20 protein-coding genes, 1 pseudogene and 1 other annotated feature (1 of these 22 running past the window's edge) are annotated in these 25,010 nt (G+C 41.8%); of the genes and pseudogenes, 2 read left to right on the plus strand and 19 right to left on the minus strand.

The features are described from left to right. Window positions 1-5 precede the first annotated feature (5 nt). The 6 genes from priA to ACGTNH_RS11570 all read right to left on the minus strand — a co-directional run bounded on the left by priA (window position 6) and on the right by ACGTNH_RS11570 (window position 5,781). Window positions 6-2,417: a primosomal protein N' gene (priA, locus tag ACGTNH_RS11545; RefSeq protein ID WP_394586977.1), complete on the minus strand. Its 2,412-nt coding sequence runs from the start codon at window positions 2,415-2,417 to the stop codon at window positions 6-8. After that, window positions 2,414-3,619, minus strand: coding sequence for a bifunctional phosphopantothenoylcysteine decarboxylase/phosphopantothenate--cysteine ligase CoaBC (coaBC, locus tag ACGTNH_RS11550; RefSeq protein WP_394586978.1), 1,206 nt, complete (start codon window positions 3,617-3,619; stop codon window positions 2,414-2,416). The genes priA and coaBC overlap by 4 nt, the downstream gene beginning before the upstream one ends. 90 nt (window positions 3,620-3,709) lie before the next feature. Then, window positions 3,710-3,937 (minus strand): DNA-directed RNA polymerase subunit omega, encoded by a 228-nt coding sequence (rpoZ, locus tag ACGTNH_RS11555; RefSeq protein ID WP_394586979.1) that lies wholly within the window; start codon window positions 3,935-3,937, stop codon window positions 3,710-3,712. After that, window positions 3,934-4,554 carry a guanylate kinase gene (gmk, locus tag ACGTNH_RS11560; protein ID WP_394586980.1) on the minus strand — a complete coding sequence of 207 codons (621 nt, stop codon included), beginning with the start codon at window positions 4,552-4,554 and terminating at the stop codon, window positions 3,934-3,936. The genes rpoZ and gmk overlap by 4 nt, the downstream gene beginning before the upstream one ends. A gap of 12 nt (window positions 4,555-4,566) precedes the next feature. Next, window positions 4,567-4,830: an extracellular matrix/biofilm regulator RemA gene (remA, locus tag ACGTNH_RS11565; RefSeq protein WP_188376129.1), complete on the minus strand. Its 264-nt coding sequence runs from the start codon at window positions 4,828-4,830 to the stop codon at window positions 4,567-4,569. Window positions 4,831-4,899: 69 nt separating this feature from the next. Next, entirely contained in the window at window positions 4,900-5,781 is an 882-nt protein-coding gene (locus tag ACGTNH_RS11570; RefSeq protein WP_394586981.1) for a YicC/YloC family endoribonuclease, read from the minus strand. Between the two features lie 108 nt (window positions 5,782-5,889). Between ACGTNH_RS11570 and ACGTNH_RS11575 the strand changes: the two genes are divergently transcribed. Both ACGTNH_RS11575 and ACGTNH_RS11580 read left to right on the plus strand, forming a co-directional pair. Further along, window positions 5,890-7,602 carry an Rqc2 family fibronectin-binding protein gene (locus ACGTNH_RS11575; protein WP_394586982.1) on the plus strand — a complete coding sequence of 571 codons (1,713 nt, stop codon included), beginning with the start codon at window positions 5,890-5,892 and terminating at the stop codon, window positions 7,600-7,602. 382 nt (window positions 7,603-7,984) lie between these two features. Then, window positions 7,985-8,288: pseudogene (locus tag ACGTNH_RS11580) on the plus strand (IS5/IS1182 family transposase); the annotation flags it as partial. Window positions 8,289-8,918: 630 nt separating this feature from the next. On the opposite strand, the gene pyrE reads toward ACGTNH_RS11580, so the two are convergent. From pyrE to ileS, 13 genes are all read right to left on the minus strand, one after another. Beyond that, window positions 8,919-9,548, minus strand: coding sequence for an orotate phosphoribosyltransferase (gene pyrE, locus ACGTNH_RS11585; protein ID WP_394586983.1), 630 nt, complete (start codon window positions 9,546-9,548; stop codon window positions 8,919-8,921). Beyond that, window positions 9,535-10,263, minus strand: coding sequence for an orotidine-5'-phosphate decarboxylase (gene pyrF / locus ACGTNH_RS11590; RefSeq protein WP_394586985.1), 729 nt, complete (start codon window positions 10,261-10,263; stop codon window positions 9,535-9,537). Before pyrF ends, pyrE begins: the two co-directional genes overlap by 14 nt. After that, complete coding sequence (locus ACGTNH_RS11595; protein ID WP_394586987.1) at window positions 10,250-11,158, minus strand: dihydroorotate dehydrogenase; 909 nt, start codon at window positions 11,156-11,158, stop codon at window positions 10,250-10,252. The genes pyrF and ACGTNH_RS11595 overlap by 14 nt, the downstream gene beginning before the upstream one ends. After that, the gene (locus tag ACGTNH_RS11600; RefSeq protein WP_394586988.1) at window positions 11,155-11,916 is read right to left on the minus strand and encodes a dihydroorotate dehydrogenase electron transfer subunit; all 762 of its coding nucleotides are present in this window, start codon (window positions 11,914-11,916) and stop codon (window positions 11,155-11,157) included. The genes ACGTNH_RS11595 and ACGTNH_RS11600 overlap by 4 nt, the downstream gene beginning before the upstream one ends. Continuing rightward, window positions 11,916-15,116, minus strand: coding sequence for a carbamoyl-phosphate synthase large subunit (gene carB / locus ACGTNH_RS11605; protein WP_394586989.1), 3,201 nt, complete (start codon window positions 15,114-15,116; stop codon window positions 11,916-11,918). Before carB ends, ACGTNH_RS11600 begins: the two co-directional genes overlap by 1 nt. Further along, window positions 15,109-16,203 (minus strand): carbamoyl phosphate synthase small subunit, encoded by a 1,095-nt coding sequence (locus ACGTNH_RS11610; protein ID WP_394586991.1) that lies wholly within the window; start codon window positions 16,201-16,203, stop codon window positions 15,109-15,111. Before ACGTNH_RS11610 ends, carB begins: the two co-directional genes overlap by 8 nt. Then, complete coding sequence (pyrC, locus tag ACGTNH_RS11615) at window positions 16,184-17,476, minus strand: dihydroorotase (protein WP_394586993.1); 1,293 nt, start codon at window positions 17,474-17,476, stop codon at window positions 16,184-16,186. The genes ACGTNH_RS11610 and pyrC overlap by 20 nt, the downstream gene beginning before the upstream one ends. Then, the gene (locus ACGTNH_RS11620) at window positions 17,477-18,355 is read right to left on the minus strand and encodes an aspartate carbamoyltransferase catalytic subunit (RefSeq protein WP_394586994.1); all 879 of its coding nucleotides are present in this window, start codon (window positions 18,353-18,355) and stop codon (window positions 17,477-17,479) included. A gap of 135 nt (window positions 18,356-18,490) precedes the next feature. Further along, window positions 18,491-19,876, minus strand: a complete 1,386-nt coding sequence (locus ACGTNH_RS11625) for a solute carrier family 23 protein (protein ID WP_394586995.1) — start codon at window positions 19,874-19,876, stop codon at window positions 18,491-18,493. Window positions 19,877-20,007: 131 nt separating this feature from the next. Beyond that, window positions 20,008-20,550 carry a bifunctional pyr operon transcriptional regulator/uracil phosphoribosyltransferase PyrR gene (gene pyrR / locus ACGTNH_RS11630; RefSeq protein WP_394586996.1) on the minus strand — a complete coding sequence of 181 codons (543 nt, stop codon included), beginning with the start codon at window positions 20,548-20,550 and terminating at the stop codon, window positions 20,008-20,010. Window positions 20,551-20,707: 157 nt separating this feature from the next. Beyond that, entirely contained in the window at window positions 20,708-21,616 is a 909-nt protein-coding gene (locus tag ACGTNH_RS11635) for an RluA family pseudouridine synthase (protein WP_394586997.1), read from the minus strand. Continuing rightward, window positions 21,613-22,086 carry a signal peptidase II gene (lspA, locus tag ACGTNH_RS11640; RefSeq protein ID WP_394586999.1) on the minus strand — a complete coding sequence of 158 codons (474 nt, stop codon included), beginning with the start codon at window positions 22,084-22,086 and terminating at the stop codon, window positions 21,613-21,615. The genes ACGTNH_RS11635 and lspA overlap by 4 nt, the downstream gene beginning before the upstream one ends. A gap of 102 nt (window positions 22,087-22,188) precedes the next feature. After that, entirely contained in the window at window positions 22,189-24,939 is a 2,751-nt protein-coding gene (gene ileS / locus ACGTNH_RS11645) for an isoleucine--tRNA ligase (protein WP_394587001.1), read from the minus strand. Between the two features lie 51 nt (window positions 24,940-24,990). Further along, window positions 24,991-25,010, minus strand: a binding site (T-box leader); it runs 201 nt beyond the window's last position.

Below are 25,010 nucleotides of genomic sequence, written 5' to 3' on the forward strand. Positions count from 1 at the left end.
CTTCCTTACATTAACTGGTACGGTTGAAAATCTACGCTGATTTGCAAACCGTCCTCTTCTTTAAGTTCGTCTTCATAATAGTGCAAGATGCGCTGAATTAACTTGCGCTGTTCTGGCTCATCTTTATATTTTACCATGCATTGGTATCGATATCTATTATTGATACGAGTCAGTGCAGACGGTGTAGGGCCGAGAACGTCTGCATCTTCCGATAATTTATTCCTCATGTAAACTACAATTTTTTGGGTCACTTCTTGCACTTTTAATTGATTGGGATGAGAAATAGTGAAAAGCGTTAAATAATAGTACGGTGGATAGCGGAAAGCTTTTCTCAGTTTCATTTCTTCGTTAAAAAACTGTTCATAATCATATTGGCTCGCCAATTGAATACTATAATGATCCGGGCTGTACGTTTGGACGACGACCTCTCCGGCCAGTTTATGACGCCCTGCGCGGCCGCTTACCTGAGTTAAGAGTTGAAATGTTTTTTCAGCTGCTCGAAAATCCGGCAAGTTAAGCAGGGCATCAGCTGCAAGGATACCGACTAACGTAACATTTGCGAAATCAAGCCCTTTAGCAATCATTTGTGTCCCTAAAAGGATATCCGCCTTTTTGTCGCCAAAATCATTTAAAATCCGCTCATGAGCTCCTTTTCTTCGAGTCGTATCTACATCCATTCTAAGAACTCGCGCTTCGGGGAGCAGTTCCTGAAGAACTTCTTCTACTTTTTGGGTACCTGTACCAAAATAACGAATCGTTTTGCTTTCACATTCAGGACACTGATGAGGCATAGGTTCTTCATAAGAGCAATAATGACATTTCAACCGTTCCTGACGACGGTGATACGTCAACGCGATATCGCAGTGAGGACATTCTTTTACATGCCCACAGTCTCGGCACATTACAAAGGTCGCATACCCTCTTCGATTTAAAAATAGAACAGATTGCTCACCACGTTCAATTCTATCTCTTAATTTATCAAGCAGTACACGAGAAAACATAGAGCGATTTCCTTGATGCAGTTCATCTCTCATGTCAATTAATTCAGTATCCGGCATTGTGGCATTATTCATTCGCTTCGTCAACGTAAGCATTTTGTAATTTCCCTTGGCAGCTCGCGCATACGTTTCTAACGCTGGAGTCGCACTCCCCAAGACGACAGGTGACTCATGTATTTTTCCTCGTTCAATAGCAACGTCTCTTGCATGGTACCTCGTTCGATCTTCTTGCTTATAACTCGATTCATGTTCTTCGTCTATAATAATTATTCCTATATTCGTAAAAGGGGCGAAGATAGCAGATCTTGCTCCTACCACTACTTGAACTTCATTTCTCTGTATCTTACGCCACTCATCATACTTTTCACCAGCTGACAATCCACTATGAAGAACTGCGACTTTGGAGCCGAACCTTCCCTTAAAACGCTCCACCATTTGAGGTGTCAATGCAATCTCAGGCACCAGCATAATGGCTTCTTTCCCCTGGTCTAACACCTTCTGAATCGATTGCAAGTAAATTTCTGTCTTCCCGCTTCCTGTTACACCATGTAACAAAAATACGTCGTGAGTTTCACTTTCCAGTGTATGTAGAATAGGTGTGATCGCCTCACGTTGTTCATCAGTTAATGGAAAAGGATGAGTTCGCTCAAATTCTCGATGTGAAAACGGATCTCTCAAAACTTCTTGCTTATATTCTTTAATTACCCCCTGATTGAGTAAAGGTTTTAGAGTAGAGGATGAAGATGAAGTAGCATTTAGAAGTTGTTTCTTTGGTACAGGCTCTTGGTGATCAATAAAATACTGCACAATTTCTCTTTGTTTTTTTGCCTGTTTCGAGAGATCAACTAACGTTTCCTCCAGCTGCATAGGTCCCATTAAAGGTTCAACTATAGTTGTGGTTTTTGTCGTTTCCCGGCTTTTTACTTCATAATGAATGTCTATCCAGCCTTCATCCACGTATTGCCGCAGCTGATGATAACTCATATTTGATTCTTCAAATTCCTTGTATTCAATCACCCCGCGCCCTGCAAAGATCTTCTCTAATTCCTCCGGGAGCTCTACTTCAGTCAGCCGCCATAACTCTTTACGATAAGAAGCTTTCATGACTTGCGGCAGCATCACCTGCAAGCAGGAAATATAAAAGCTTAACGTCTGCTTAGAAAGCCACTTTCCTATTTTCAGCAGTTCAGGCGTCAACGCAGGCGCAATATCCAGTACATCTTCAATCTGTCTTACTTTAGCAAATTCGCTATAATCCGCAAGCGTAATAACATAGCCAAGGACTTTACGAGGTCCAAAGGGAACAATGATCCTTACACCTGGCTGAACAACAGATTCGAATTTTTCAGGAATCCCATAGTCGAATAATCGATTGGTGTTTTGAGAGGGGACATCTACAATAACTTTTGCAATACTCACGTGGCCTCACCCGAAATGGTTTCAGCTGCTTCGGTTAATATTCTTTGCGCAAGCTGATCTTTTGACATTAGAGGAAGAACGAGACGTTTCCCTTCTTTGGTTAAATAAATTGAAGAATTCGTATCATGTGCAAAACCTGAACCTTCCGCTGAAACGTTATTCATAATAATGGCATCCAAGTTCTTGTTGCGCAGTTTTTGTTCCCCATAATACTCAATATCATTAGTTTCCGCTGCAAAACCAATTAAATACTGCGTCGTTTTCATCTCGCCTAATGTCATAAGGATATCTTTTGTACGTTCCATCTCAACAGAATAATCTCCTGGAGACTTTTTCATTTTATGTTCATACTTAATTTTGGGCCGATAATCAGCCACTGCTGCGGATTTAATAATGATATCGTGATGTGAAAATTCTGTGGTCGCTGCTTCATACATTTCCTCTGCAGTTGTCACATCAATTCTTTTCACAAGAGGAGGTGTATCTAATGTCACCGGCCCTGCTACTAACGTTACCTCCGCTCCCATTAGAGAGGCTTGTCTAGCTAGAGCAAACCCCATCTTTCCTGTGGAGGGATTGGTGAAGTAACGAACAGGGTCAATTTTTTCCTGTGTGGGTCCTGCAGTGATAAGTACTTTTTTCCCTTTCAATAAAGAAGAGCGGTTTTGTTCTTCTTCTAAAAGTCGAACGATAGATTCGGGATCTTCCAATCTTCCTTTTCCTACATAACCACATGCTAAATATCCTTCACCAGGTTCAATGAATTTAAAACCCCAGCCATCAAGCTGCTTTAAGTTTTTCATGACGGCAGGATGACTGTACATATGAACGTTCATGGCAGGTGAAATATAAACCGGCGCCTCTGTGGCCAGCAGTGTTGTAGACAGCATGTCGTCAGCTATTCCATTAGCCAGTTTACCTATCGTATTCGCTGTGGCAGGTGCGATTAAGAAAAGGTCTGCCCAATCAGCCACATCAATGTGCTGAATTTGTGTGGGATCCTGCTCTATAAAAGTATCGGAATAGACAGGCTGACGAGATAATGCTTGAAATGTAGTTGGTGCAACAAACTTTTTTGCGTTCTCTGTCATGACAACTCGAACGTTTGCTCCAGCTTGAACTAATTTACTTGTTAGTGCAGCTGCTTTATATGCGGCAATGCCACCTGAAACGCCTAAAACGATTTTTTTATTTGTAAGCATAGGAACCTACCCTTTCCTCAACAATTAATAACGAAAAGCCGCGCCTTATCAACTAAGTTAGCGCGGCTTTGGTGAATTTATTATAACAGCTTACGTGGTTTCCGTTCTCTCCTGGATATTTTCAGCGTGAGAATATGTTAATTTCCCGCAATCGATCTCTTCAAGGGCCACTCCAACTTGTTGACTGGAGGTTGGATTATCCACCATAGGGGCACTGCCCTGCTTTAATTCACGAGCTCTTCTGGCTGAAAGCGTAACAAGAGTATACTTTGATTTAATTTGTTTTTGCAATGAATCTATAGATGGTTCTAACATCATGATTGATCGGCCTCCAATGCTTTTTTGTATTGATGAGAAACACGTTCACGCTTACAATGTTCGCTTTCTACAATAGCCTTCACTTTATCAACAGCGGATTCAACTTTATCGTTTACGACAACATAATCGTAAGCATCCATCATGTCTATTTCCTCTTTAGCTGCAAGTAAACGATTTTTTACTTTTTCTTCCGTCTCCGTACCCCGGCTTACAATTCGATCTTTTAATTCTTCAAGAGAAGGTGGGATAAGAAACACGAATACTCCTTGAGGGAAGTTTTCTCTTACTTTTAGTGCCCCTTGTACTTCAATCTCTAAAAAAACGTCTTTCCCTTCCTCTAAGGTCTGTTCTACGTACTGACGCGGAGTACCATAATAGTTTCCCACGTATTCAGCATGCTCAATTAACTGCCCTTGACTAATAAGCTGCTCGAATTCGTCTCTCGACTTGAAGAAGTAATCAATTCCATCCACTTCTCCCTCACGAGGTTGACGCGTTGTCATTGAGATCGAATACCTTAAATCGGTGGATTGATCGAATAAAGCTTTTCTTACGGTTCCTTTACCTACACCAGAGGGTCCAGATAAAATAAATAAAATACCTTTTTCTTTTATCACGAATGGATCCTCCTAGTTATCGTCTGATATTTCATCATTGCTTAATACACGTTGGCCAACCGTTTCCGGCTGTACAGCTGATAATACAACATGGTCACTATCTGTAATAATAACGGCACGTGTTCGGCGGCCGTATGTAGCATCTACTAATTTATTATTATCTCTTGCGACAGTAATAATACGTTTAATAGGTGCAGATTCTGGTGAAACAATGGATATTATGCGATTGGCTGATACAACATTGCCAAAACCGATGTTAATTAACCTTAAACTCAACAAAACTTCCTCCTTCTAAGACACGAATCTATTTCTATTATATGAAAAATCTTGTAGGAATCTCAATTGTTATTCAATATTTTGTATTTGTTCTTTCATTTTTTCTACTTCACTCTTCATGATAACGACCTGATTAGATAACTTTGAATCATTTGATTTAGAGCCGATCGTATTAATTTCCCGGTGGAATTCCTGAACGATAAAATCAAGCGTACGCCCAATAACACCACCTTCTTGCAATGTCTTTTGAAACTGATCAATATGAGAATAAATGCGTGTCACTTCTTCAGTAATGTCACCTTTTTCAGCCAGAAGAGCCACTTCCTGCATAACTTTATGATCATCATCAGTTAAAGCGCTTTTTGTGTATTCTTCAATTCTTTTTCTAATTTTTTCTTTATATTCTCTAATAACAACTTCTCGGCGAAGCTCGACTTCACTTACGACCTCTTTTAAAGTGTGGAGGCGATGGATAAGATCATTTTTAAGTTTCTCACCTTCGCTTTCCCGCATGGTTACGAGGTCCGCTAAAGCATCGTCCACTGCCTTTTCGATGGAGGAGGCTAAGGAGGGGTCGTACTCGGTTGTTTCTGAAATCGTAAATACATGGTCTAACTTAGTTACCATATCAATAGTGATTTCACCAGTCAACTCATACTTGTTCTTTAAGATTTGAAGTTGTTCTTTGTATTGCCGCACAAGATCTTCGTCTACTTGCAGAGTGTGCGAGGTAAGTCCTTCCCCTTCTAATGTAAGAAATAGATCAATATGTCCCCGTTTAACTGATTCAGCTACCTTCTTTTTTAAAGCGTCCTCCATAAATAAGATCGATCGGGGCACTTTTGGAGAAAAATCAAAAAAGCGATGATTGACACTTCGTATTTCTACCGTGCCTTTTACTTTTTCCCACTGCAGCGATTGTCTGCCATATCCCGTCATACTTCTAATCATCTTTCATCACGTCCAATAACCTATAGTTTCATACATATTTAGTTTATCAAATATATTCACAATGAAGCGAATCATTGCTATACTGACAAGACTAGAGAGGTGAGGACCATGCCATTTGATGGAGTTGTAACCCGAGCGATGACTTATGAACTTCATGACCGCATTCAATCGGGAAGAATTGTGAAAATTTATCAACCGACTGACACAGAACTTGTATTTACTATTAGAAGCAATGGATCAAAATATACTTTATTACTTTCTGCGCATCCCAGCTATGCTCGTTTTCATATAACAAATGATCAATATCAAAACCCTAAAGAGCCTCCTATGCTTTGCATGCTGCTTCGTAAGCATCTCGTAGGAGGATTTATTGAAAGTATCGAACAAATTGAAATGGAGCGAATTGTTAAATTTCATATTAAGTCTCGAAACGAAATCGGTGATGAGACAACCAAAACTTTAATTGTTGAGATTATGGGTAAACATTCAAATATTTTACTTGTGGACCGCGAACATGGCCATATTTTAGACAGTATCAAACACTTGTCCCCTTCACAAAATCGTCACCGGACAGTGATGCCGGGTCAGCCCTATAAACTCCCTCCATCTCAAGAAAAAAATAATCCAGTGACACTTTCAGGGGAAGACTTAATAAGAAAACTGGACTTTAATTCTGGGAAGCTGGATCAACAAATACTAAATAAAGTGATGGGCTTTTCACCATCGATTACAAAAGAGATTGTTTATCAAGCTAAATTAGGTTCAACGGATGACTATAAAGAAAGCTATGAAAATATTCGCCAGGATCTCATCCACCACCGCTATACGCCAACCTTATTTACGGGGGATCGAGAGCAATTTTACGTGCTGCCCCTCGAACATACGGGACAGTCTGTGAAAACTTTTTCAACCGTTAGTGAAATGCTGGACCGATTTTATTCTGGAAAAGCTGAACGTGATCGAGTGAAGCAGCAAGCTGGGGACCTTCATCGTTTCTTAAAAAATGAGCGCGACAAAAATAAACGTAAGATAAAGAAACATCAGTCAACAATGAAGAAGTCTGAAGCAGCAAGTGACTATCAGAAAATGGGAGAATTGTTAACCGCCCATATGCACTTGGTTCAAACAGGTGATTCATCAGTCAAAGTCGTTGATTACTATGACCCTGAGCAATCAGAATTAACGATCGAATTGAATCCGATGAAGTCCCCAAGTGATAACGCACAAAACTATTTTCAAACGTATCAAAAGTTAAAAAAATCTAAGCAAGTTGTTCAAACCGAAATTAAAAAAGCTGAACGAGAAATTGAATATTTCGAACGTCTGATTCAACAAGTAGAGTCAGCGCGTGAAGAAGATATTGAAGATATTCGGGAAGAACTGAGAGAACAAGGTTATCTAAAGAAAAAAACTTCGACAAAAAAATCTAAGAAAAAACCAGCTAAGCCTTCTCCTGAAGCCTTTCAATCCAGTGATGGCACTCAGATTTTTGTAGGCAGAAACAATAAGCAAAATGAATATTTAACAAATAGGCTTGCGCATAAAACAGACATTTGGCTGCACGCAAAGGAAATACCGGGTTCCCATGTTGTGATTAAAGATTCTAATCCTTCAGAAGAAACCTTATTTGAAGCGGCAAGGTTAGCCGCATACTATAGCAAATACAGTCAGTCTTCTTCTGTGCCTGTTGACTACACCGAAATTAAAAACGTTAAAAAGCCTTCAGGAGCTAAGCCGGGATATGTGACGTATGATGATCAACAGACAATCTATGTAACGCCAGATGCAGAAGAAGTATTACGACTGAAAAATAACACTTAATTATTCTTATTTTAATTTAAATTATGAAGGAAAGCTGTTCTTCTATTTTAAATAAGACAGTATCAGAAGCGTAAACAGAGTTTACTAGCCGGTTTTAATCGGTCAGGCGTCACCACTGAACGCTCATCGTGACCTTAACATAGAGGTAGAACAAAAAAGAGTGATTTTCTTTGAGTGATAAAAGAAAGTCACTCTTTTTTCTTGTTTATTGAAAGGAATACATAAAAGTGAGGATAATTTTAGACCGTCATGAATCTAAGCCAGTTCGAAGGGCTATACGATATGGGCGTCCCCAGGACCATCTTCTTCAGGAAATAAAAGAATACAATTTCCTTGGTTTTGACGAACTAAAGGACAAATACTGTTCATGACAATGAGCGAAACGTTGTTTGACATGGATCTCGTCGAACGAGCTCAATTCGACATGTTTTTTCAAATACTTCCTCGAAATGGCTCCAGAAGATGATGTCATTGAGCCCAGCATATTAACTTACTTCCGTCTCCAACGTCTAAAAAACAAAAATCTTTTAGATCTTCTGATTGGAAAAACCGTGGAGGTCGCTCTTGAAAAAGGTTTGATTCAATCGAAGTCTCTCATCCTTGATTCGATGCACACCATTCGCCCATGGAAAGGGAGCTGTTTCTCAAACCCTTTACTCCTGCCAAAAACAAGTAAGCTTCACAGACCTATCCACAGATGAACAGGTAGGGACAAAATTGAATAAAACATAAAAAATCCGAACGATTCTATTGAAATCAATTCGGATTATTTATATTACATAGAAAGTACGCTGCTCCACCAAAATACTCTGCTTTCCTTGGGCACGGCCTCAGCTTACTTGGAAAGCATTGCTTTACCTATGTCACTGCCTCTTTATCTGCTTAAAAAATAAATAAAAACGATAATAGCGGTTAGATAAGAGAAGTATGCCTGCGCCCAATATCTTGATTGCTCTTTTTTTAACAACCACATGTTCCAGAAAATAAAACATAGAAAACAGACGGCAAATCCAAGCAGAGGCTGCCACGACCACATGGGTTCCATAAAAGTTAAGGATATCCAAACATATAAATACACCATACAAGTGACTAAACCTAACGCTGCATTCGTCACGATAAAAAAGGAATGCTTTCTCGATTTCATTTGCATCACCACGGTTTAATAATACTTCTATCGTACTAATAAACCTATGATTGAGCAAATTCATTTTTCACCGAGCTTTGTTAAAGGGTTAGGGAAACGCCTCTTTTTTCACGCGCCTTACCCACACAAAAATCATCCAACCGTATCATCCTGTTAGAGAGCATGAAAAAAATTAAGATTTCGTAAACATATCGGGCTGTTTACTCCACTCTTTTAGTTTACGATAATCTTCTTCTGTTAATTCGCTTTTATCTTTCATTAAGGTAATCAGTTCATTATAATCAGCTAATGATTCGTACGAATAACCTTTCTCTTCAAAAGCTTCATTTGCAGCTGTTAGATTATAGCTGAATATGGATAACACTTCAATTACGTGTTTGCCGCTTTCACGTAAAGCATCACTCGAAGCAATAGAAGATTTGCCTGTTGAGATCAAATCTTCAATGACAACCACATTTTCGCCCTGTGTTAAGTCACCTTCGATTTGATTGCCTTTTCCGTGTTTCTTGGCTTCACTCCGCACATAAACCATCGGCAGATTTAAGCGGTCAGCAACCCATGCAGCGTGAGGAATACCTGCAGTTGCACAGCCGGCAACCATATCCACTCGTTGAGGAAGCTGTTGAATATGGTCCACCATTTTATCAATGATTTGCTTTCTAACTTCGGGATGTGACATTGTCATACGGTTATCGCAATAAATGGGTGACTTTAAGCCTGAGGTCCAGGTGAAAAGCTCCCGGGGATTTACTTGGACAGCTCCTATTTGCAACAATAACGCTGAAATATTAGTGTTTGCCATGCTTGAATTCCTCCTTAATTTGTTGATATGTAGATACTGGATCTTTTGATTGTGTAATACTCCTCCCAACAACGATCGCATCTGTTCCATCTTTACCTGCATCAAATGGAGAAGCTACCCGCTTTTGATCCTGGTGATTTTCTTCTATGCGCCTGATGCCTGGGGTAACGGTGATAAAACGTTCGCCGCACCTTCTTTTAATCTGTTTAATTTCTTTCACCGAACAAACGACACCGTCCGCTCCATTTTCCTGACTAAGCTGAGCTAAATGGCTGACGCAATCCTCTAATTTATGAGAAATAAGTAATTCTTCCCTCAACATCATTTGGTTCGTAGAGGTAAGCTGCGTAACAGCTAACAGCACAGGCCGGCTGTCTGTTACGCAGCCCTCTTCCAAACCTTTTCGGGCGGCTGCGATCATTTCACTGCCCCCTGAGGCATGCACATTAACCACGTCCACATCAAGAGAGGCGAGGTTTTTCATCGCTTTTCTTACCGTTTGAGGAATATCATGCAGCTTTAGATCAAGAAAGATCGAATGTCCTCTCTTCTTTAATTCATGAACGACACTTGGTCCTTCTTTATAAAAAAGTTCCATTCCCACTTTGACTGGAATTCCAGACAAACCATTGCTTTCTAAAAAATCGAGAGCTTGAAGTTTGTTTTCAAAATCAAGGGCTACATATAAAAAATCTACAGATTTAATCGTGAGCACCTCCCACAGCTTCTTGAACGGATGTAAAGCCATATTTCTCTAAGGCATCAGGTAATTGTTCAATTAATTCTTTACAAATGTTTGGGTTTTTAAAGTTGGCACTTCCAACTGCCACTGCATTGGCGCCTGCCAGTAAATATTCAATGATATCTTCCGCTGTTTCAATGCCGCCCATCCCGATAATCGGAATTTTCACTTCTTTGTATACTTGGTGAATCATCCGGATCGCTATCGGTTTTATCGCCGGGCCTGATAACCCGCCTGTTTGATTGGCTATAATTGGCTTTCTTGAACGAGGATCGATCCTCATTCCAGTGAGCGTATTAATCATGGATAGACCATCAGCTCCAGCTCGCTCCACTGCTTTAGCCAGAGAGACAATATCTGTTACGTTAGGAGACAATTTAACATACACGGGGAGATCCGTCTGCTTCTTTACTTCTTGAGTGACCTCATAAGCCAATTCAGGATCCGTTCCAAATTGCACGCCTCCCTCTTTGACATTTGGACATGAAATGTTAAGTTCAAGAGCTTGGACAGATCCGTTGGATAATTTATTAGCTACTTCCGCATATTCCTCCAGCGTACTCCCTGCAACATTTGCAATAATAGGAGTGTTATACGGATACAAAAATGGAAGTTCATGCTCTATGATTCCATCGACCCCTGGGTTCTGTAAGCCAATGGCGTTTAACATGCCGCTAGCCGTTTCAGCTACACGAGGGGTTTGGTTGCCGAACCTCTTCTCCCCTGTTGCCGCTTTAATAATAATGGCTCCAAGTTCAGAGAGATCATAAAACTGGGAAAATTCTTTCCCAAAACCGAAGCAGCCGGAAGCCGGCATCACTGGGTTTTTCAAATCAAGTCCTGGTAATCGTACGCTTAATTCCGTCATAGAATAACCTCCCCCGGCCGAAAGACTGGTCCATCGCTGCATACTCTTACATATCCTTTATCACAAGATTCAGAGGTTTCCAGCACACACGCAAAGCAAGCCCCGATACCACAGCCCATCCTCTCCTCTATAGAAATGTACCCGGGCACACCTTGCAGCTTTTCTTTTACGTTTTTTAACATAACCGATGGACCGCAAGTATAATAGGCATCGATAGACTCTAAGTGAGGGAGAGCATCGGTTACAAAACCTTTCTCTCCTACACTCCCATCATTGGTTGTAATTTGGACTTCACCTAAAGCATTAAATTCTTCTACATAGAAAAGCTCAGCCTTTGAACGATAACCTAACACGCTTTTCACATTGATCCCGTTTGCAACGAGTTGTTTACCTAAATAATATAGCGGGGGGATTCCGATACCGCCGCCAATCAGAAGAGCTTCTTCCCCTTTCTCCTGCTCTACGGGGAACCCATTTCCACCAGGGCCGACGATATCAACCTTTTCTCCAACTGCTTTTTTAGTTAAAGCTTCCGTTCCTTCTCCCATTACTTTATATAAAAGGGTAATCGTACCCTTTACCGGGCTTACATCAGCGATGGAGACCGGCCGACGCAGGAAGAATTGATCACTCACTTGTACATGAACAAATTGTCCTGGACGTTCGACTAGTGAAGAGATCTCCCCTTGCAGTTCTAACAAATACGTTTGAAAAGCGATTTGCTGATGGGTGACAACCTTCATCCACTCTCTAATCATTACACAAACACCGCTTCTTTCTTATCAATGGTGCGGGCTGTAAATGTCATCGCATCAATCACTTCGACTATGGTCTTAGCAGTATCCAGGCTCGTTAAACAAGCAATTCCATGCTCTACTGCTTCTCTTCGGATTAAGAAGCCATCAGATCTTGATCGGCGTCCTTTATTTAAAGTATTGACAACAAATTGAACTTCATCGTTTCGAATTAAGTCAATAATGTCTCTCTGCTCCGCTCCGAGTTTACCAACCGCTTCGACCGGTAATCCTTTTTCTTCGATCGCCTGAGCCGTGCCTTTTGTTGCAATTAACTGAAAGCCCAGCTGGTGGAATGTTTTAGCGATTTCCAGCATTTCTGCTTTGTCTTTATCCGCTACCGTTAGAAGGACAGAGCCTTCTGTTGGGATTTTTAACCCGGCAGCCGTCATTCCTTTGTATAAGGCTTTTTCTAAACTTTGATCATAACCAATGACTTCACCTGTTGATTTCATTTCAGGTCCTAAAGTCGTGTCTACACTTCTCAGCTTCTCAAAAGAGAATACAGGAACTTTGACGTAAACGCCGTCTGGTTTTTGAGCTGTGCCGGATGAATAGCCTAATCCTTTTAACGTTTCTCCTAAGATAACTTTTGTCGCGAGCTGAGCCATTGTAATCCCGGTAATTTTACTTAAAAATGGCACCGTACGGCTGGCTCGCGGATTAACTTCCAGTACATACGCCGTATCATTCAATATGACAAACTGAATGTTGATAAGCCCTTTCATATTCAGCTCGCGCGCAATCTTCACTGTAGCATCTACACATTGCTGTTCGAGTTCTTCTTTTAACCGCTGGGTTGGATAAACTGCCATCGAGTCACCAGAGTGAACACCTGCTCTTTCAATATGCTCCATAATGCCAGGGATGAGCACGTCTTCTCCGTCAGTAATGGCATCTACTTCGATTTCCATTCCAGTTAAATATTTATCGATTAAAATAGGATGACCGTTGTGTACTCGGACGTTTTCTTCCATATATACATTTAATTCTTCCTCAGAGTAAACAATCTCCATAGCCCGGCCTCCAAGTACATAGGAAGGTCTAACAACAACTGGATAGCCAATTTCACGCGCTGCTTGAACGGCCTCTGCTTCACTTGTTACGCTTTCGCCGCCTGGTTTAGCAATGTCCAGGTTATTCAGCAGCTGTTCGAATAAATCACGATCTTCTGTTTGATTAATCGCATCCATTGTTGTCCCTAAAATGGATACCCCGCAGCGATCAAGTCCTTCGACCAGGTTGATCGCTGTCTGACCGCCAAACTGAACGATTACTCCTTCAGGCTGCTCTATGTCGATGACATGCATTACATCCTCGAGCGTGAGAGGTTCGAAATATAATTTGTCTGATACACTAAAGTCAGTTGATACTGTTTCAGGATTATTATTCATAATAATGGCTTCATAACCAAGTTCTTTAAGTGCCAGAACAGAGTGTACGGTTGCATAGTCAAATTCCACTCCCTGTCCGATTCGAATCGGGCCGGATCCGATAACAAGCACTTTTTTCTTAGAGGAGACAACCGATTCATTTTCTTCTTCATAGGTACTGTAAAAATACGGGGTTTCAGATACAAACTCTCCAGCGCACGTGTCAACCATTTTATAAACCGGGTGAATGTTATGCTCCTGTCTGAAGCTCATAACTTCGATTTCACTCGACTCTAGTACTCTTGCAACTTGAGAATCTGAAAGACCTTTCTGTTTTGCTTCTTTAATCGCCGTTTTATTCCAACCCTTCTCTTGAATCAGGTGTTCGAGTCGAATGATATTTTGCAGTTTCGTCAGGAAGAAATAATCGATACCTGTTGCTTCATGAATATTTTCGATTGAAACCTCTTTTCTTAGGGCTTCTGCTAAAATAAATATACGTTCATCATCTGCTTTTTTCATGCGTTTCACTAATTCATCTACTGAAAGCTCTTCAATGGATTTTACGTACAAATCATCGTTTTCTCCTTCTAACGACCGCACACCTTTGAGTAAAGCTTCTTCGATCGAACGGCCGATCGACATCACTTCCCCCGTGGCTTTCATCTGTGTTCCCAGCTTACGGTTTCCTTTTGCAAATTTATCAAAAGGCCAGCGAGGAATCTTGGCAACTACATAGTCTAACGCGGGTTCAAAACAAGCGTATGTTGTTCCTGTAATTGGATTACGAATTTCATCTAACGTCATACCGACAGCAATTTTTGCAGCCATCTTAGCAATTGGGTAGCCGGTCGCTTTTGAAGCTAAGGCAGATGAACGGCTCACCCGTGGGTTTACTTCAATGACGTAATACTGGAAGCTGTCAGGGTCAAGCGCCAGTTGAACGTTACAGCCCCCTTCAATTTCTAAAGCCCTGATAATGTCAAGTGAAGCATTTCGAAGCATTTGGTATTCTCGATCACTTAACGTTTGTGAAGGAGCGAATACGATCGAATCGCCTGTATGAATACCAACAGGATCAAAATTCTCCATATTACATACGACGATCGCCTGATCGTTTGAGTCTCTCATTACTTCATACTCTACTTCTTTAAAGCCGGCGATGTTTTTTTCTATTAAGCATTGGTGAACAGGAGATAATGATATGCCGCTTCGTGCAATCTCTCTTAGCTGCTCTTCATCATCACACATACCTCCTCCGGCTCCACCCATTGTATAAGCTGGACGTACGATCACTGGATAACCGATGCGATCAGCGAACTGTACAGCTTCTTCAACAGAATTTACAATTTCGCTATCAGGTACAGGCTCCCCCATCTTGTGCATCAATGAGCGGAATTTCTCTCGATCTTCTGCTCTTTGAATAGCATCAAGCGGTGTCCCCAGCAAATCTACTTGATAACGTTCAAGAATGCCGGATTCACTTAATTCGACCGCTAAGTTTAATCCCGTCTGTCCTCCAAGTGTAGGAAGGATAGCATCTGGGCGTTCTTTTCTCACAATCTTCATTAAAAATTCAAGCGTTAAAGGCTCCATATATACTTTATCCGCAAATGTGTGATCCGTCATAATGGTCGCAGGGTTGGAATTGGCAAGGATAACCTCGTATCCTTCTTCCTTAAGCGCTTGACAGGCTTGAGTCCCTGAGTAATCAAACTCTGCTGCCTGTCCAATCACAATGGGTCCTGATCCAATCACTAGTATACGTTGAATATCTGTTCGTTTAGACATAAAGAGCCTCCTTGTTTTTCTTCTTCCACTGCTTAATTCTTTCTAAAAATTCATCAAATAAATACGCTGTGTCATCTGGTCCAGGGGAGCTTTCAGGGTGATACTGCACACTAAATACGTTGCAGACAGAATGCTCTAATCCTTCAACCGTATCGTCATTAAGAGACACTTGCGTAAGTCTTAATTTTGTAGATTGCACGGACACCGAGTCCACCGCGTATCCATGGTTCTGTGACGTAATACGGGTTCGGTTCGAACGAAGATCCTTCACCGGCTGATTGACCCCGCGGTGACCGAATTTCATTTTGCTCGTATCCGCCCCCCCTGCTAAAGCGATCAGCTGATGACCTAAACATATTCCGAAGATAGGTACTTGACCCATAAGTAGACGGATGGTTTGAATGGCCTCTGGGACATCTTTTGGATCCCCCGGTCCATTAGAGAGCATGACACCGTCTGGTTTTAATCGCAGAATTTCGTCGGCTGTCGTATGATAAGGGACGACTGTGACATGGCAATTACGTTTCGTAAATTCTCGAAGGATGCCGTGCTTCATGCCAAAGTCGATCAGCACAATACGATCTCCTCGACCTGGAACCACATATGGTTTTACCGTGGATACCTGCTTCACCTGGTCTTTAGGTAACGGCGTATCTTTCATCATTTGTAAAATCGGTTCTACCGGTCGATCGGCTGACGTAATAACAGCCTTCATCGTTCCGTGCTGCCTGATAATCTTTGTTAATTTGCGCGTATCGATTCCGCTGATTCCAGGTATTCTTTTTGCTTTTAATAACTGATCAAGCGTTTCCTCACTTCTAAAATTAGAAGGATGATCACAATGTTCTTTAACTACTACCCCTAAGATGGCTGGATTTACGGTTTCAAAATCATCTCGATTAATGCCGTAATTTCCTACCAATGGATAGGTGAACGTTACGATCTGTCCGCAATAAGAAGGATCTGAGATTACCTCTTGATACCCTGTCATTCCGGTATTAAAAACGACTTCTCCGAAACTTTCACGCTCACTGCCAAACCCTTGCCCAATAAATACTGTGCCATCCTCAAGTACGAGCTGCTTCATTTAAATTCTCCTCCCATACGATTTCTCCATTTACGATCGTTACCACTGGCCATCCTTTAGCTTTTTTCTCATGAAATGGTGTGTTTTTTCCTTTTGAAACAAGATCCATTCGATTAATTGTCCGTTCTTCTGTGAGGTTAATTACCGTTAGATCAGCTGGCGCTCCTTCATCTAAAGTTCCATACGGCAGATTGAACACGCGGCTTGGCTTCACGGTGAGCCATTCCACTAATCCTTCCAGGCTCCATCCTTTTCCTTCAACGAAATGCGTATAAAGCAGAGGAAAGGCTGTTTCAAGACCCGTGATCCCAAAAGGTGAATGAATTAATCCTGATTGCTTTTCTTCTTCGGTGTGCGGTGCATGGTCTGTTGCAATACAATCAAGCGTTCCATCGAGAAGACCGTCGATCAACGCTTGCTGGTCTTCTTTCGAACGAAGCGGCGGATTCATTTTAAAGAAAGCATCGTCCTCTTTCACATCGTCTTCATTCAGCAGAAGATGATGGGGAGTAACTTCAGCTGTAACGTGGATACCAGCTTTCTTAGCATCACGAATCACGCGGACAGATTCTTTCGTTGAGACGTGACAAACATGGTAGTGACAGTTTGCCGCTTCAGCTAATAAAACATCACGGGCGATATGAACGGATTCGGCTATGTTTGGAATACCAGGTACGCTAAGTCTACGGCTGACATCTCCTTCATGAACCACACCATTATTAACGAGAGAATTGTCTTCACAATGGGCCACTACTGTTTTGTTGAGTCGTGAAGCTTCCAGCATGGCTTCATACATCATTCCTGCTTCCTGAACCCCTACGCCATCGTCCGTAAAAGCAAATGCTCCCGCCTCATTCAAAGACTCAAAGTCAACCATTTCTTTACCTAATTGACGAGTGGTAATAGAGGCGTACGGTAATACGCGGACCACTGCATCTTTTTCAATCTTCTTATTTAACGTGTTAAGAGTATCTTCATGATCAGGTACAGGTCTCGTGTTTGGCATGGCACAAACCGTCGTAAACCCTCCCTTAGCTGCAGCACGAGTTCCTGTAGCGATGGTTTCCTTTGCTTCTCCTCCTGGTTCCCGCAAGTGAATGTGCACATCGACGAACCCAGGAGCAAGCAGCTGCCCTTCTGCGTCAATCGTCTGGTCAGCTGTCTCATTTACCGTTTCAGCCACCTTTTCGATTCTGCCTTTTTTAATTAAAACCTCACAATTTACAAAAACACCGTCTTCTACTCGTTTTGCATTTTTAATGATGAGCGACATTTAGCATTCCTCCTGTAATAAAGTTTGAATAATGGCCATTCGAATCGCTACTCCATTGGACATTTGCTGAAAGATGCGTGATCTTGGACATTCAACTAACGATGAATCGATTTCCACTCCGCGGTTGACGGGTGCTGGATGAAGAATGATACTGCCTTTTTTCATCCGCCTTTCCCTTTCTACCGTTAGTCCATAGGTAGATAGATAATCCTCATAAGCAGCAGGTTGTTCATGACGCTCACACTGAACTCTTAAAAGCATAAGAACGTCGCTCGTTTCAACTGCTTCATCCATCGATATGTAATTGTCGCCTAACGTTGGATCTTTCCATTCATCAGGTGCCACAAAAGACACATCAGCTCCTAGTTTTTTCAAGGCGCAGGCATTAGACCTTGCCACCCGGCTGTGTTTAATATCTCCAGCGATGGTGACATGCAGTTCTTTAAATGAATTGAATTCTTCAGAGATCGTAAACAAGTCAAGCAAGCTTTGAGTTGGGTGTTCGCCAATACCATCTCCTGCGTTAATGATAGACAACCGTAGATCTTTTGTAAGTTCCTGAAGGATCCCTTGTTCTGACTGACGCAGGACAGCGAGCTGCACACCGATGGATTCTAATGTTTTCAGTGTGTCTCTTAACGACTCCCCTTTTGTTAAACTGGAATCCGATCCGTTTACATCAATTACATCAATGCCTAAGCGCTTTTCTGCGATATAAAAGCTGTTTTTAGTTCGTGTACTCGGTTCCAAAAAGATGTTGGCAGCGAACGCTTGAGGCGCACACCATTTGTCCTCCCCATCTTTGATTTGTTTTGCTTTTAAAAATACTTCCTGAATAGTAGAAGAAGTTAATTCATTCATCGATAGTAAATGCTGCATGTTCTCATCTCCTTTATTTAAAAAAGCACCCCCGGGTGCCGGGGGTGCTTCATTCGTAAGACGTCACGAATAAGCTAAGCCCAAGTACACCCTTTAAAGCCTCACGGGACTTTATTAAAATGCGTCTGGTTTAGGTTAAGCTGCTCCTGTTGATTTTTCATTTTCTTCTACTTCAGGTTCTTCAAACATATACCCGTTACCCAGGCTTTTTTCTTTACCTGGCAGCACTAGGTTCAAAAGTACACCGATAATCGCTGCAAGTGCCATGCCTTGAATGGCGAGACCTTCACGAATTTCGATAAATGCTCCACCTACACCTAATACAAGGATGACAGAAGATATAATAAGGTTTCTTTTCTCTCCAAAATCGATTTGGTTATCAATTAACATCCGCAAACCGCTTGAAGCAATCGTACCGAAGAGAAGGATCGATACGCCTCCCATAACCGCTGGAGGAATAGAACCAATCACAGCTGTACTCATCCCAATGAAGCCGAAGAATATGGCAAACACGGCCGCGCCTCCAATGACGAAGATGCTGTATACTCGAGTAATGGCAAGTACCCCGATGTTTTCACCATATGTGGTATTCGGCGGTCCCCCTAAAAATGAAGCAATTGTTGTAGCTACACCATCTCCTAAAATAGATCGGTTAAGTCCAGGATTTTTTAAGAAGTTACGTCCTACAACTTTGGATAACACCATCTGGTCCCCAATGTGTTCTGTAATTGTAACAAGCGCGAATGGCACCATTAAGAATACGATTTGCCAGCTGAATACAGAGGCAGGTGAAAAATCTTTAAAAGGAATGAGAAATTCCGGCATTTGGAAGATCGCTTGTAAAAATCCTCCTGCTGAGCCAGCACTCGTAATACCGGCCCACTCTGCTGTAATTTCACTTGTATCGACGATTCCTTGTGTTAGAGCAAAAGCATATCCGCCGACAATTCCTATTAATATTGGCAGTAAGCTTAAAAATCCTCTAAAGAAGACGGTCGCTAAAATGGTAATACCCAGAGTCACTAACGCGACAGTAAAGTGAGTAGCGCTGTATACTTCGCCGTCACCGGCTTCATACATGGCCATGTCTATAGCCGTAGAAGCCAGCCCAAGACCGATTACGATAATGACAGGACCTACGACGACAGGAGGAAGCAGCTTCATGATCCACCCCATTCCAAAAATCGTAATGAGAAGGGAAACAGCTCCGTAAACGAGTCCAGCTAAGAAACTTCCTACCATAGCTCCGGCTACACCGTGAGAACTCGAGACTTCCATGATCGGATAAATAAATGCGAAGCTTGATCCTAAATAAGCAGGTACTCTTCCCCGCGTAATTAATAAGTAAGCAAGTGTACCAAAACCACTTGATACAAGTGCTACGGCCGGCGGTAAACCGGTGAGAAAAGGTACTAATATTGTCGCGCCGAACATGGCGAATAAATGTTGAAAACTTAAGGCGAGCCATTTATGAGCTTTCGGAATTTCTCGAATGCCTACTGCTGCTTCTACTGATTTCATGGTGATATCCTCCTTTTGATCATAAAAAAAACCTCTTTGCTCAAAAGTTCGCAAAGAGGTATACGTATCTCTGGATACGTATGTTACTTCCGACCTTTTAAGCCTCTCTGGACTTTATTAAAGGTGACTATTTATTTTTCATAAATGATGACTTCATCTCTAGCATCCGTTTCAGAAAGCTCGACTGTAACAACTTCATTTTGAGAAGTTGGAATGTTCTTCCCTACATAATTAGCGGTAATCGGCAGCTCTCGATGGCCGCGGTCCACGAGGACAGCTAATTGAATTTGAGATGGCCGTCCGAGGTCCATCAGCGCATCCATTGCGGCACGCACCGTGCGACCCGTGTACAACACATCATCTACTAAAATTACTTTTTTGTGAGTGATATCAGTTGATATATGCGCTTCCTTTACATCAGGATCATTTTCATGACTTTTATTTTCCAAATCATCTCGGTAGAGGGTGATGTCGAGTTCTCCGCCTTCGATGCTTTGTCCTTCAATGCTCTCAATTTTCTCTTTCAAACGGTCGGCAATCGGTACGCCTCTGGTTTTTATACCAACGAGGACTAGATCCTTCACACCTTTATTTTTCTCTATAATCTCATGTGAGACTCTAGTAAGCGCCCGTCGAATCGCGGCCTCATCTAATACCGTTGCTTTTTTCTCCATTTGCCAGCCCTCCATACAAAAAGCCCTTTTCCGCAAAAAGGCAGAAAAGGGCTATCTGGCACACTACTGGTGCTTCCGCTACCTTTTCAGCCTCACGGGACTGTTGTTAAAGGACTTCAATTCTTATATAGGATTATCACAAAATCCAGGAATTTTGTCAACTTTTGTTTCGTAAATATTCTAGTGTTTGTGTAAACTCCTCAGGAGGATCAACCTCAAATGACTTCCACTCTCCTGAGGCAGGATGTGTAAAACCGAGGGTTTTAGCATGAAGAGCTTGACCGTCTAATTCAAGTGTTTTTCTTGGTCCATATTTCGGATCACCCGCTAACGGATGATTAATATATCTCATATGCACGCGTATTTGGTGTGTCCTTCCTGTTTCAAGTTTACATTCTACGTAAGAATAATCTTTAAAATGTTCAAGTACTTGAAAGTGTGTCACCGCATCACGTCCATTATCCACGACTGCCATCCGCTGGCGGTCTTTAGGGTCCCTGCCAATAGGAGCGTCAATCGTTCCATATTCATGAGCAATGGTTCCGTGCACCACAGCAACATATTTACGTTCTACAGTCTTGTCTACCAATTGCTGTACAAGAGACTCATGAGCTCTGTCATTCTTAGCCACCATGAGCAGGCCGCTTGTATCTTTATCGATTCGATGGACGATACCAGGTCTTTCTACCCCATTAATGCCTGAGAGGTCATTACAATGATAAAGAAGCGCATTAACGAGCGTACCCTCCTCGTGTCCAGCAGCAGGATGAACCACCATACCAGACGGTTTATTGACGACAATGACATCCGAATCTTCGAAAATGACATCAAGGTTTATATCCTCAGCCTTTAATTCAAGAGGCTTTACTTCCGGAATTGTCCAGCTGATTTTATCGCCTTCTTGAACTTTATAATTACTTTTTACCACATCTCCATTAACGTGGACATGCTCTTCCTTTAACCACAATTGAATTTGCGATCGAGATGCATCTTCAATTACATCCGATAAAAGTTTATCTATTCGTTTCGCCTGCTCTGCTTCAGACACTGTATAATGTTCGTTCACTTTGCTGTACTTCCTTTCTTTTTACGTTCATCAACAAAAGTAGCGATCATAACAAAAATCACACCGACAACCAGTGCTGAATCGGCTACATTAAATATCGGGTAATTATAAGATCCAAGATAAACGTCAAAAAAATCTACAACCTCTTTTCGAAATACTCGATCAATAAAGTTTCCAATAGCACCAGCTAATATTAAAGCCAGGGCTGTTCCTACAAACCTGCTGACCTTTGCGTACTGCTTCATATAATAAATAATAACACCAATCACAATAATCGTAATGATGTAAAAAAACCACATTTGCCCCTGAAGAATGCCCCAGGCCGCTCCAGTATTTCGGTGTGAGGTTATGTAAAAAAAGTTCTCAATAACAGGGATGGATTCTCGCAGCTCCATCTGTTGAACCACCATCCATTTTGTTAGTTGATCAATTATAATAATGGCAGCGGCAAATAGATAGTAAATAAACATAATGGCTCCTCCAAGTATTATTTTCCTTAGCTATTGTATCATATTCAAAGAAAACCCGCTTCTTAAAAGAAAAAGCACCGCCAATTTGGCGGCGCTATATTCTTAAGACACATAATGCTTTTCAATTACTGCAGCACAGCGTTCACAAAGTTCAGGGTGATTGGAGTCTTTGCCCACATCATGGGAAGAAACCCAGCAGCGCTCACACTTTTCACCCGTGTGCTTTTCAACAGCTACTTTCACATAATCATATTCTTTCGCTTCAGCCGCCTCATCTTTCAACTGGGCCTCTGATACAATTAAAAGTTGGTGCAATCCTGAAATCGACGTTAATATATTTTTCGTTTTTTCATCTTTTGGCACAATCGCAATTTGTGCATCTAAAGATTTTCCAATAACTTTCTCATTTCTTGCTTCTTCAAGAGCTTTAAGAACATCATCTCTTACTTCCATGAAGTGATCCCATTTTTCTACTAACTCCTGATTCACGGGATCATCCGCTGTCGGCATATCCGTTAACTGCACACTGTGTTCAGATGTTCCCGGAATAAACTTCCATGCTTCATCCGTCGTGTGTGGAAGAATCGGAGACATTAACTTCACTAAAGAAGTCAGAATTTGATAATAAACCGTTTGTATACTTCGACGGTGCGGGTGATCTTCTGCCTCGATATACAAAATATCTTTAGCGAAATCAAGATAGAATGAGCTTAAGTCAATCGTACAGAAATTGTGAACCTTATTATATACGGTGGAAAATTCGTACGTCTCATAAGCCTGGTGCACATCTTTAATTAATTGATTCAGACGGTGCAGCATATATTGATCGACTTCTTGCAAATCTTCGGCGGCTACACGATCTTTTTCTGGATCAAAGTCATGAAGATTTCCTAATAAGAAACGGAACGTATTACGCACCTTACGATATACTTCAGCTACCTGCTTAAGAATATCATCCGAAATACGTACATCAGCTTGATAGTCTGCAGAGGATACCCACAGTCTGATAATGTCAGCTCCGAGCTGCTTCATAATTTTATCGGGCACCATCACATTGCCTAATGATTTACTCATCTTACGCCCATTACCATCTAATGCAAAACCATGGCTTAAAATTCCTTTAAACGGGGCTTTCCCTGTTACAGCTACAGATGTAGATAAGGAAGAGTTAAACCAACCGCGATATTGGTCGGAACCTTCTAAATAAAGATCGGCAGGCCGCTGTAATTCCTCTCTTTGATGGAGCACAGCTTGGTGTGTAGAACCTGAATCGAACCAAACATCCATGATATCCAGTTCTTTTGTGAACGTGCCATTTGGACTGTGCTCGGAAGTAAAGCCACTCGGGAGCAAATCTTTTGCTTCTCTCTCAAACCATACATTTGAACCATGCTCTCTGAATAAACCGGCTACGTGATCAATCGTTTCATCAGTAATGATCGGCGTTCCATCCTCACCGTAGAAGACCGGAATTGGAACGCCCCACGTTCGCTGCCGTGAGATACACCAATCCTGACGGTCCCGTACCATGTTGTAAAGACGCGTTTCGCCCCATTTCGGTGTCCATTCTACACGATTAATTTCATCAAGCAGCTGCTCACGAAAATCTTTAATCGATGCAAACCATTGGTCAGTTGCGCGGAAGATCGTCGGCTTTTTCGTTCTCCAATCATGTGGATAAGAGTGAGTAATAAACTCTAAGTGAAGCAAAGCTCCAGCCTCTTTAAGGTGATCGGAAATCGTTTTGTTCGCCTTATCATAGAATAACCCTTCATAACCAGGAGCTTCTTCCGTGAATACTCCTTTGTGATCGACTGGACAAAGGACGCCCAGCCCATATTGTTGACCTACCCAGAAGTCATCTTCCCCGTGCCCTGGTGCGGTATGAACACAACCTGTGCCGCCATCTGTTGTAACGTGATCACCAAGGACTACTAGAGATTCACGGTCATAAAGAGGATGCTTCGCTTTAATATGTTCAGCTTCTTTTCCTTTAAATAATTGAACGACTTCATAGTTTTCCCACCCAATGGTTGCAGCTACATTTTCTAGTAAATCGTGAGCCACAACAAACTTTTCCTGGTCCACTTGCACCACTGCATAGTCGTATGCAGGATGCAAAGCAATGGCCAGATTGGAGGGAATAGTCCATGGAGTTGTCGTCCAAATGATAAATTTCTCTCCGCCTTCTAGTAAATCATTTCCATCAGTTACTTCAAAGCTGACATAGATGGATGGAGAACGCTTATCCTGATATTCAATTTCCGCTTCAGCTAATGCTGACTCCGAAGAAGGAGACCAGAAAACCGGCTTAAGGCCTTTGTAAATATAACCTTTTTTCGCCATGTCGCCAAACACCTTAATTTGCTCAGCTTCGAAATCTTTATTTAGGGTGATGTAGGGATGTTCCCAATCTCCACGGACGCCCATTCGTTTAAACTCCTGGCGCTGATTATCAATTTGACCCAAGGCATACTCTGCACACTTTTCACGAAATTCAGCTAAAGACATCTTTTTACGATCTACTTTTTTCTTAGCAAGAGCTGACTCAATCGGAAGACCATGTGTATCCCATCCAGGTACATAAGGCGCATGATAGCCTGCCATAGACTTATATCGAACGATGAAATCTTTTAACGTTTTGTTTAACGCATGCCCCATATGAAGACTTCCATTCGCATACGGAGGTCCATCATGAAGAACAAAAAGAGGGCGTCCTTTTGTCCTCTCTTGTACTTGCTTGTAAATATCTTGCTCTTCCCACGCTTTTTGCATTTCCGGTTCGCGGTTTGGTAAGTTACCACGCATTGGGAAGCCTGTTTTCGGCATTAATAACGTATCTTTATAATTCATTCATATATCCTCCTTTAATACTTCTATACAAAAAAGACCTCCCCATCCCTAAAAAGGGACGAGAAGGTCTC

Source organism: Halobacillus sp. B23F22_1, assembly GCF_043497005.1.
In the GTDB taxonomy this organism is placed as follows: Bacteria; Bacillota; Bacilli; order Bacillales; family Halobacillaceae; genus Halobacillus_A.

Bases quoted from the DNA above. Each gene is read 5' to 3' on its own strand.
- rpoZ (WP_394586979.1), bottom strand. From the start codon at position 3,937: ATGATGTTAGAACCATCTATAGATTCATTGCAAAAACAAATTAAATCA.
- ACGTNH_RS11600 (WP_394586988.1), bottom strand. From the start codon at position 11,916: ATGATTAGAGAGTGGATGAAGGTTGTCACCCATCAGCAAATCGCTTTT.
- coaBC (WP_394586978.1), bottom strand. From the start codon at position 3,619: ATGCTTACAAATAAAAAAATCGTTTTAGGCGTTTCAGGTGGCATTGCC.
- ileS (WP_394587001.1), bottom strand. From the start codon at position 24,939: ATGAATTATAAAGATACGTTATTAATGCCGAAAACAGGCTTCCCAATG.
- ACGTNH_RS11570 (WP_394586981.1), bottom strand. From the start codon at position 5,781: ATGATTAGAAGTATGACGGGATATGGCAGACAATCGCTGCAGTGGGAA.
- ACGTNH_RS11620 (WP_394586994.1), bottom strand. From the start codon at position 18,355: ATGCAGCATTTACTATCGATGAATGAATTAACTTCTTCTACTATTCAG.
- ACGTNH_RS11625 (WP_394586995.1), bottom strand. From the start codon at position 19,876: ATGAAATCAGTAGAAGCAGCAGTAGGCATTCGAGAAATTCCGAAAGCT.
- pyrE (WP_394586983.1), bottom strand. From the start codon at position 9,548: ATGGCAAACACTAATATTTCAGCGTTATTGTTGCAAATAGGAGCTGTC.
- lspA (WP_394586999.1), bottom strand. From the start codon at position 22,086: ATGTTTATTTACTATCTATTTGCCGCTGCCATTATTATAATTGATCAA.
- carB (WP_394586989.1), bottom strand. From the start codon at position 15,116: ATGTCTAAACGAACAGATATTCAACGTATACTAGTGATTGGATCAGGA.
- pyrC (WP_394586993.1), bottom strand. From the start codon at position 17,476: ATGTCGCTCATCATTAAAAATGCAAAACGAGTAGAAGACGGTGTTTTT.
- ACGTNH_RS11610 (WP_394586991.1), bottom strand. From the start codon at position 16,203: ATGAAGCAGCTCGTACTTGAGGATGGCACAGTATTTATTGGGCAAGGG.
- ACGTNH_RS11575 (WP_394586982.1), top strand. From the start codon at position 5,890: ATGCCATTTGATGGAGTTGTAACCCGAGCGATGACTTATGAACTTCAT.
- pyrR (WP_394586996.1), bottom strand. From the start codon at position 20,550: ATGGAGAAAAAAGCAACGGTATTAGATGAGGCCGCGATTCGACGGGCG.
- ACGTNH_RS11595 (WP_394586987.1), bottom strand. From the start codon at position 11,158: ATGACGGAATTAAGCGTACGATTACCAGGACTTGATTTGAAAAACCCA.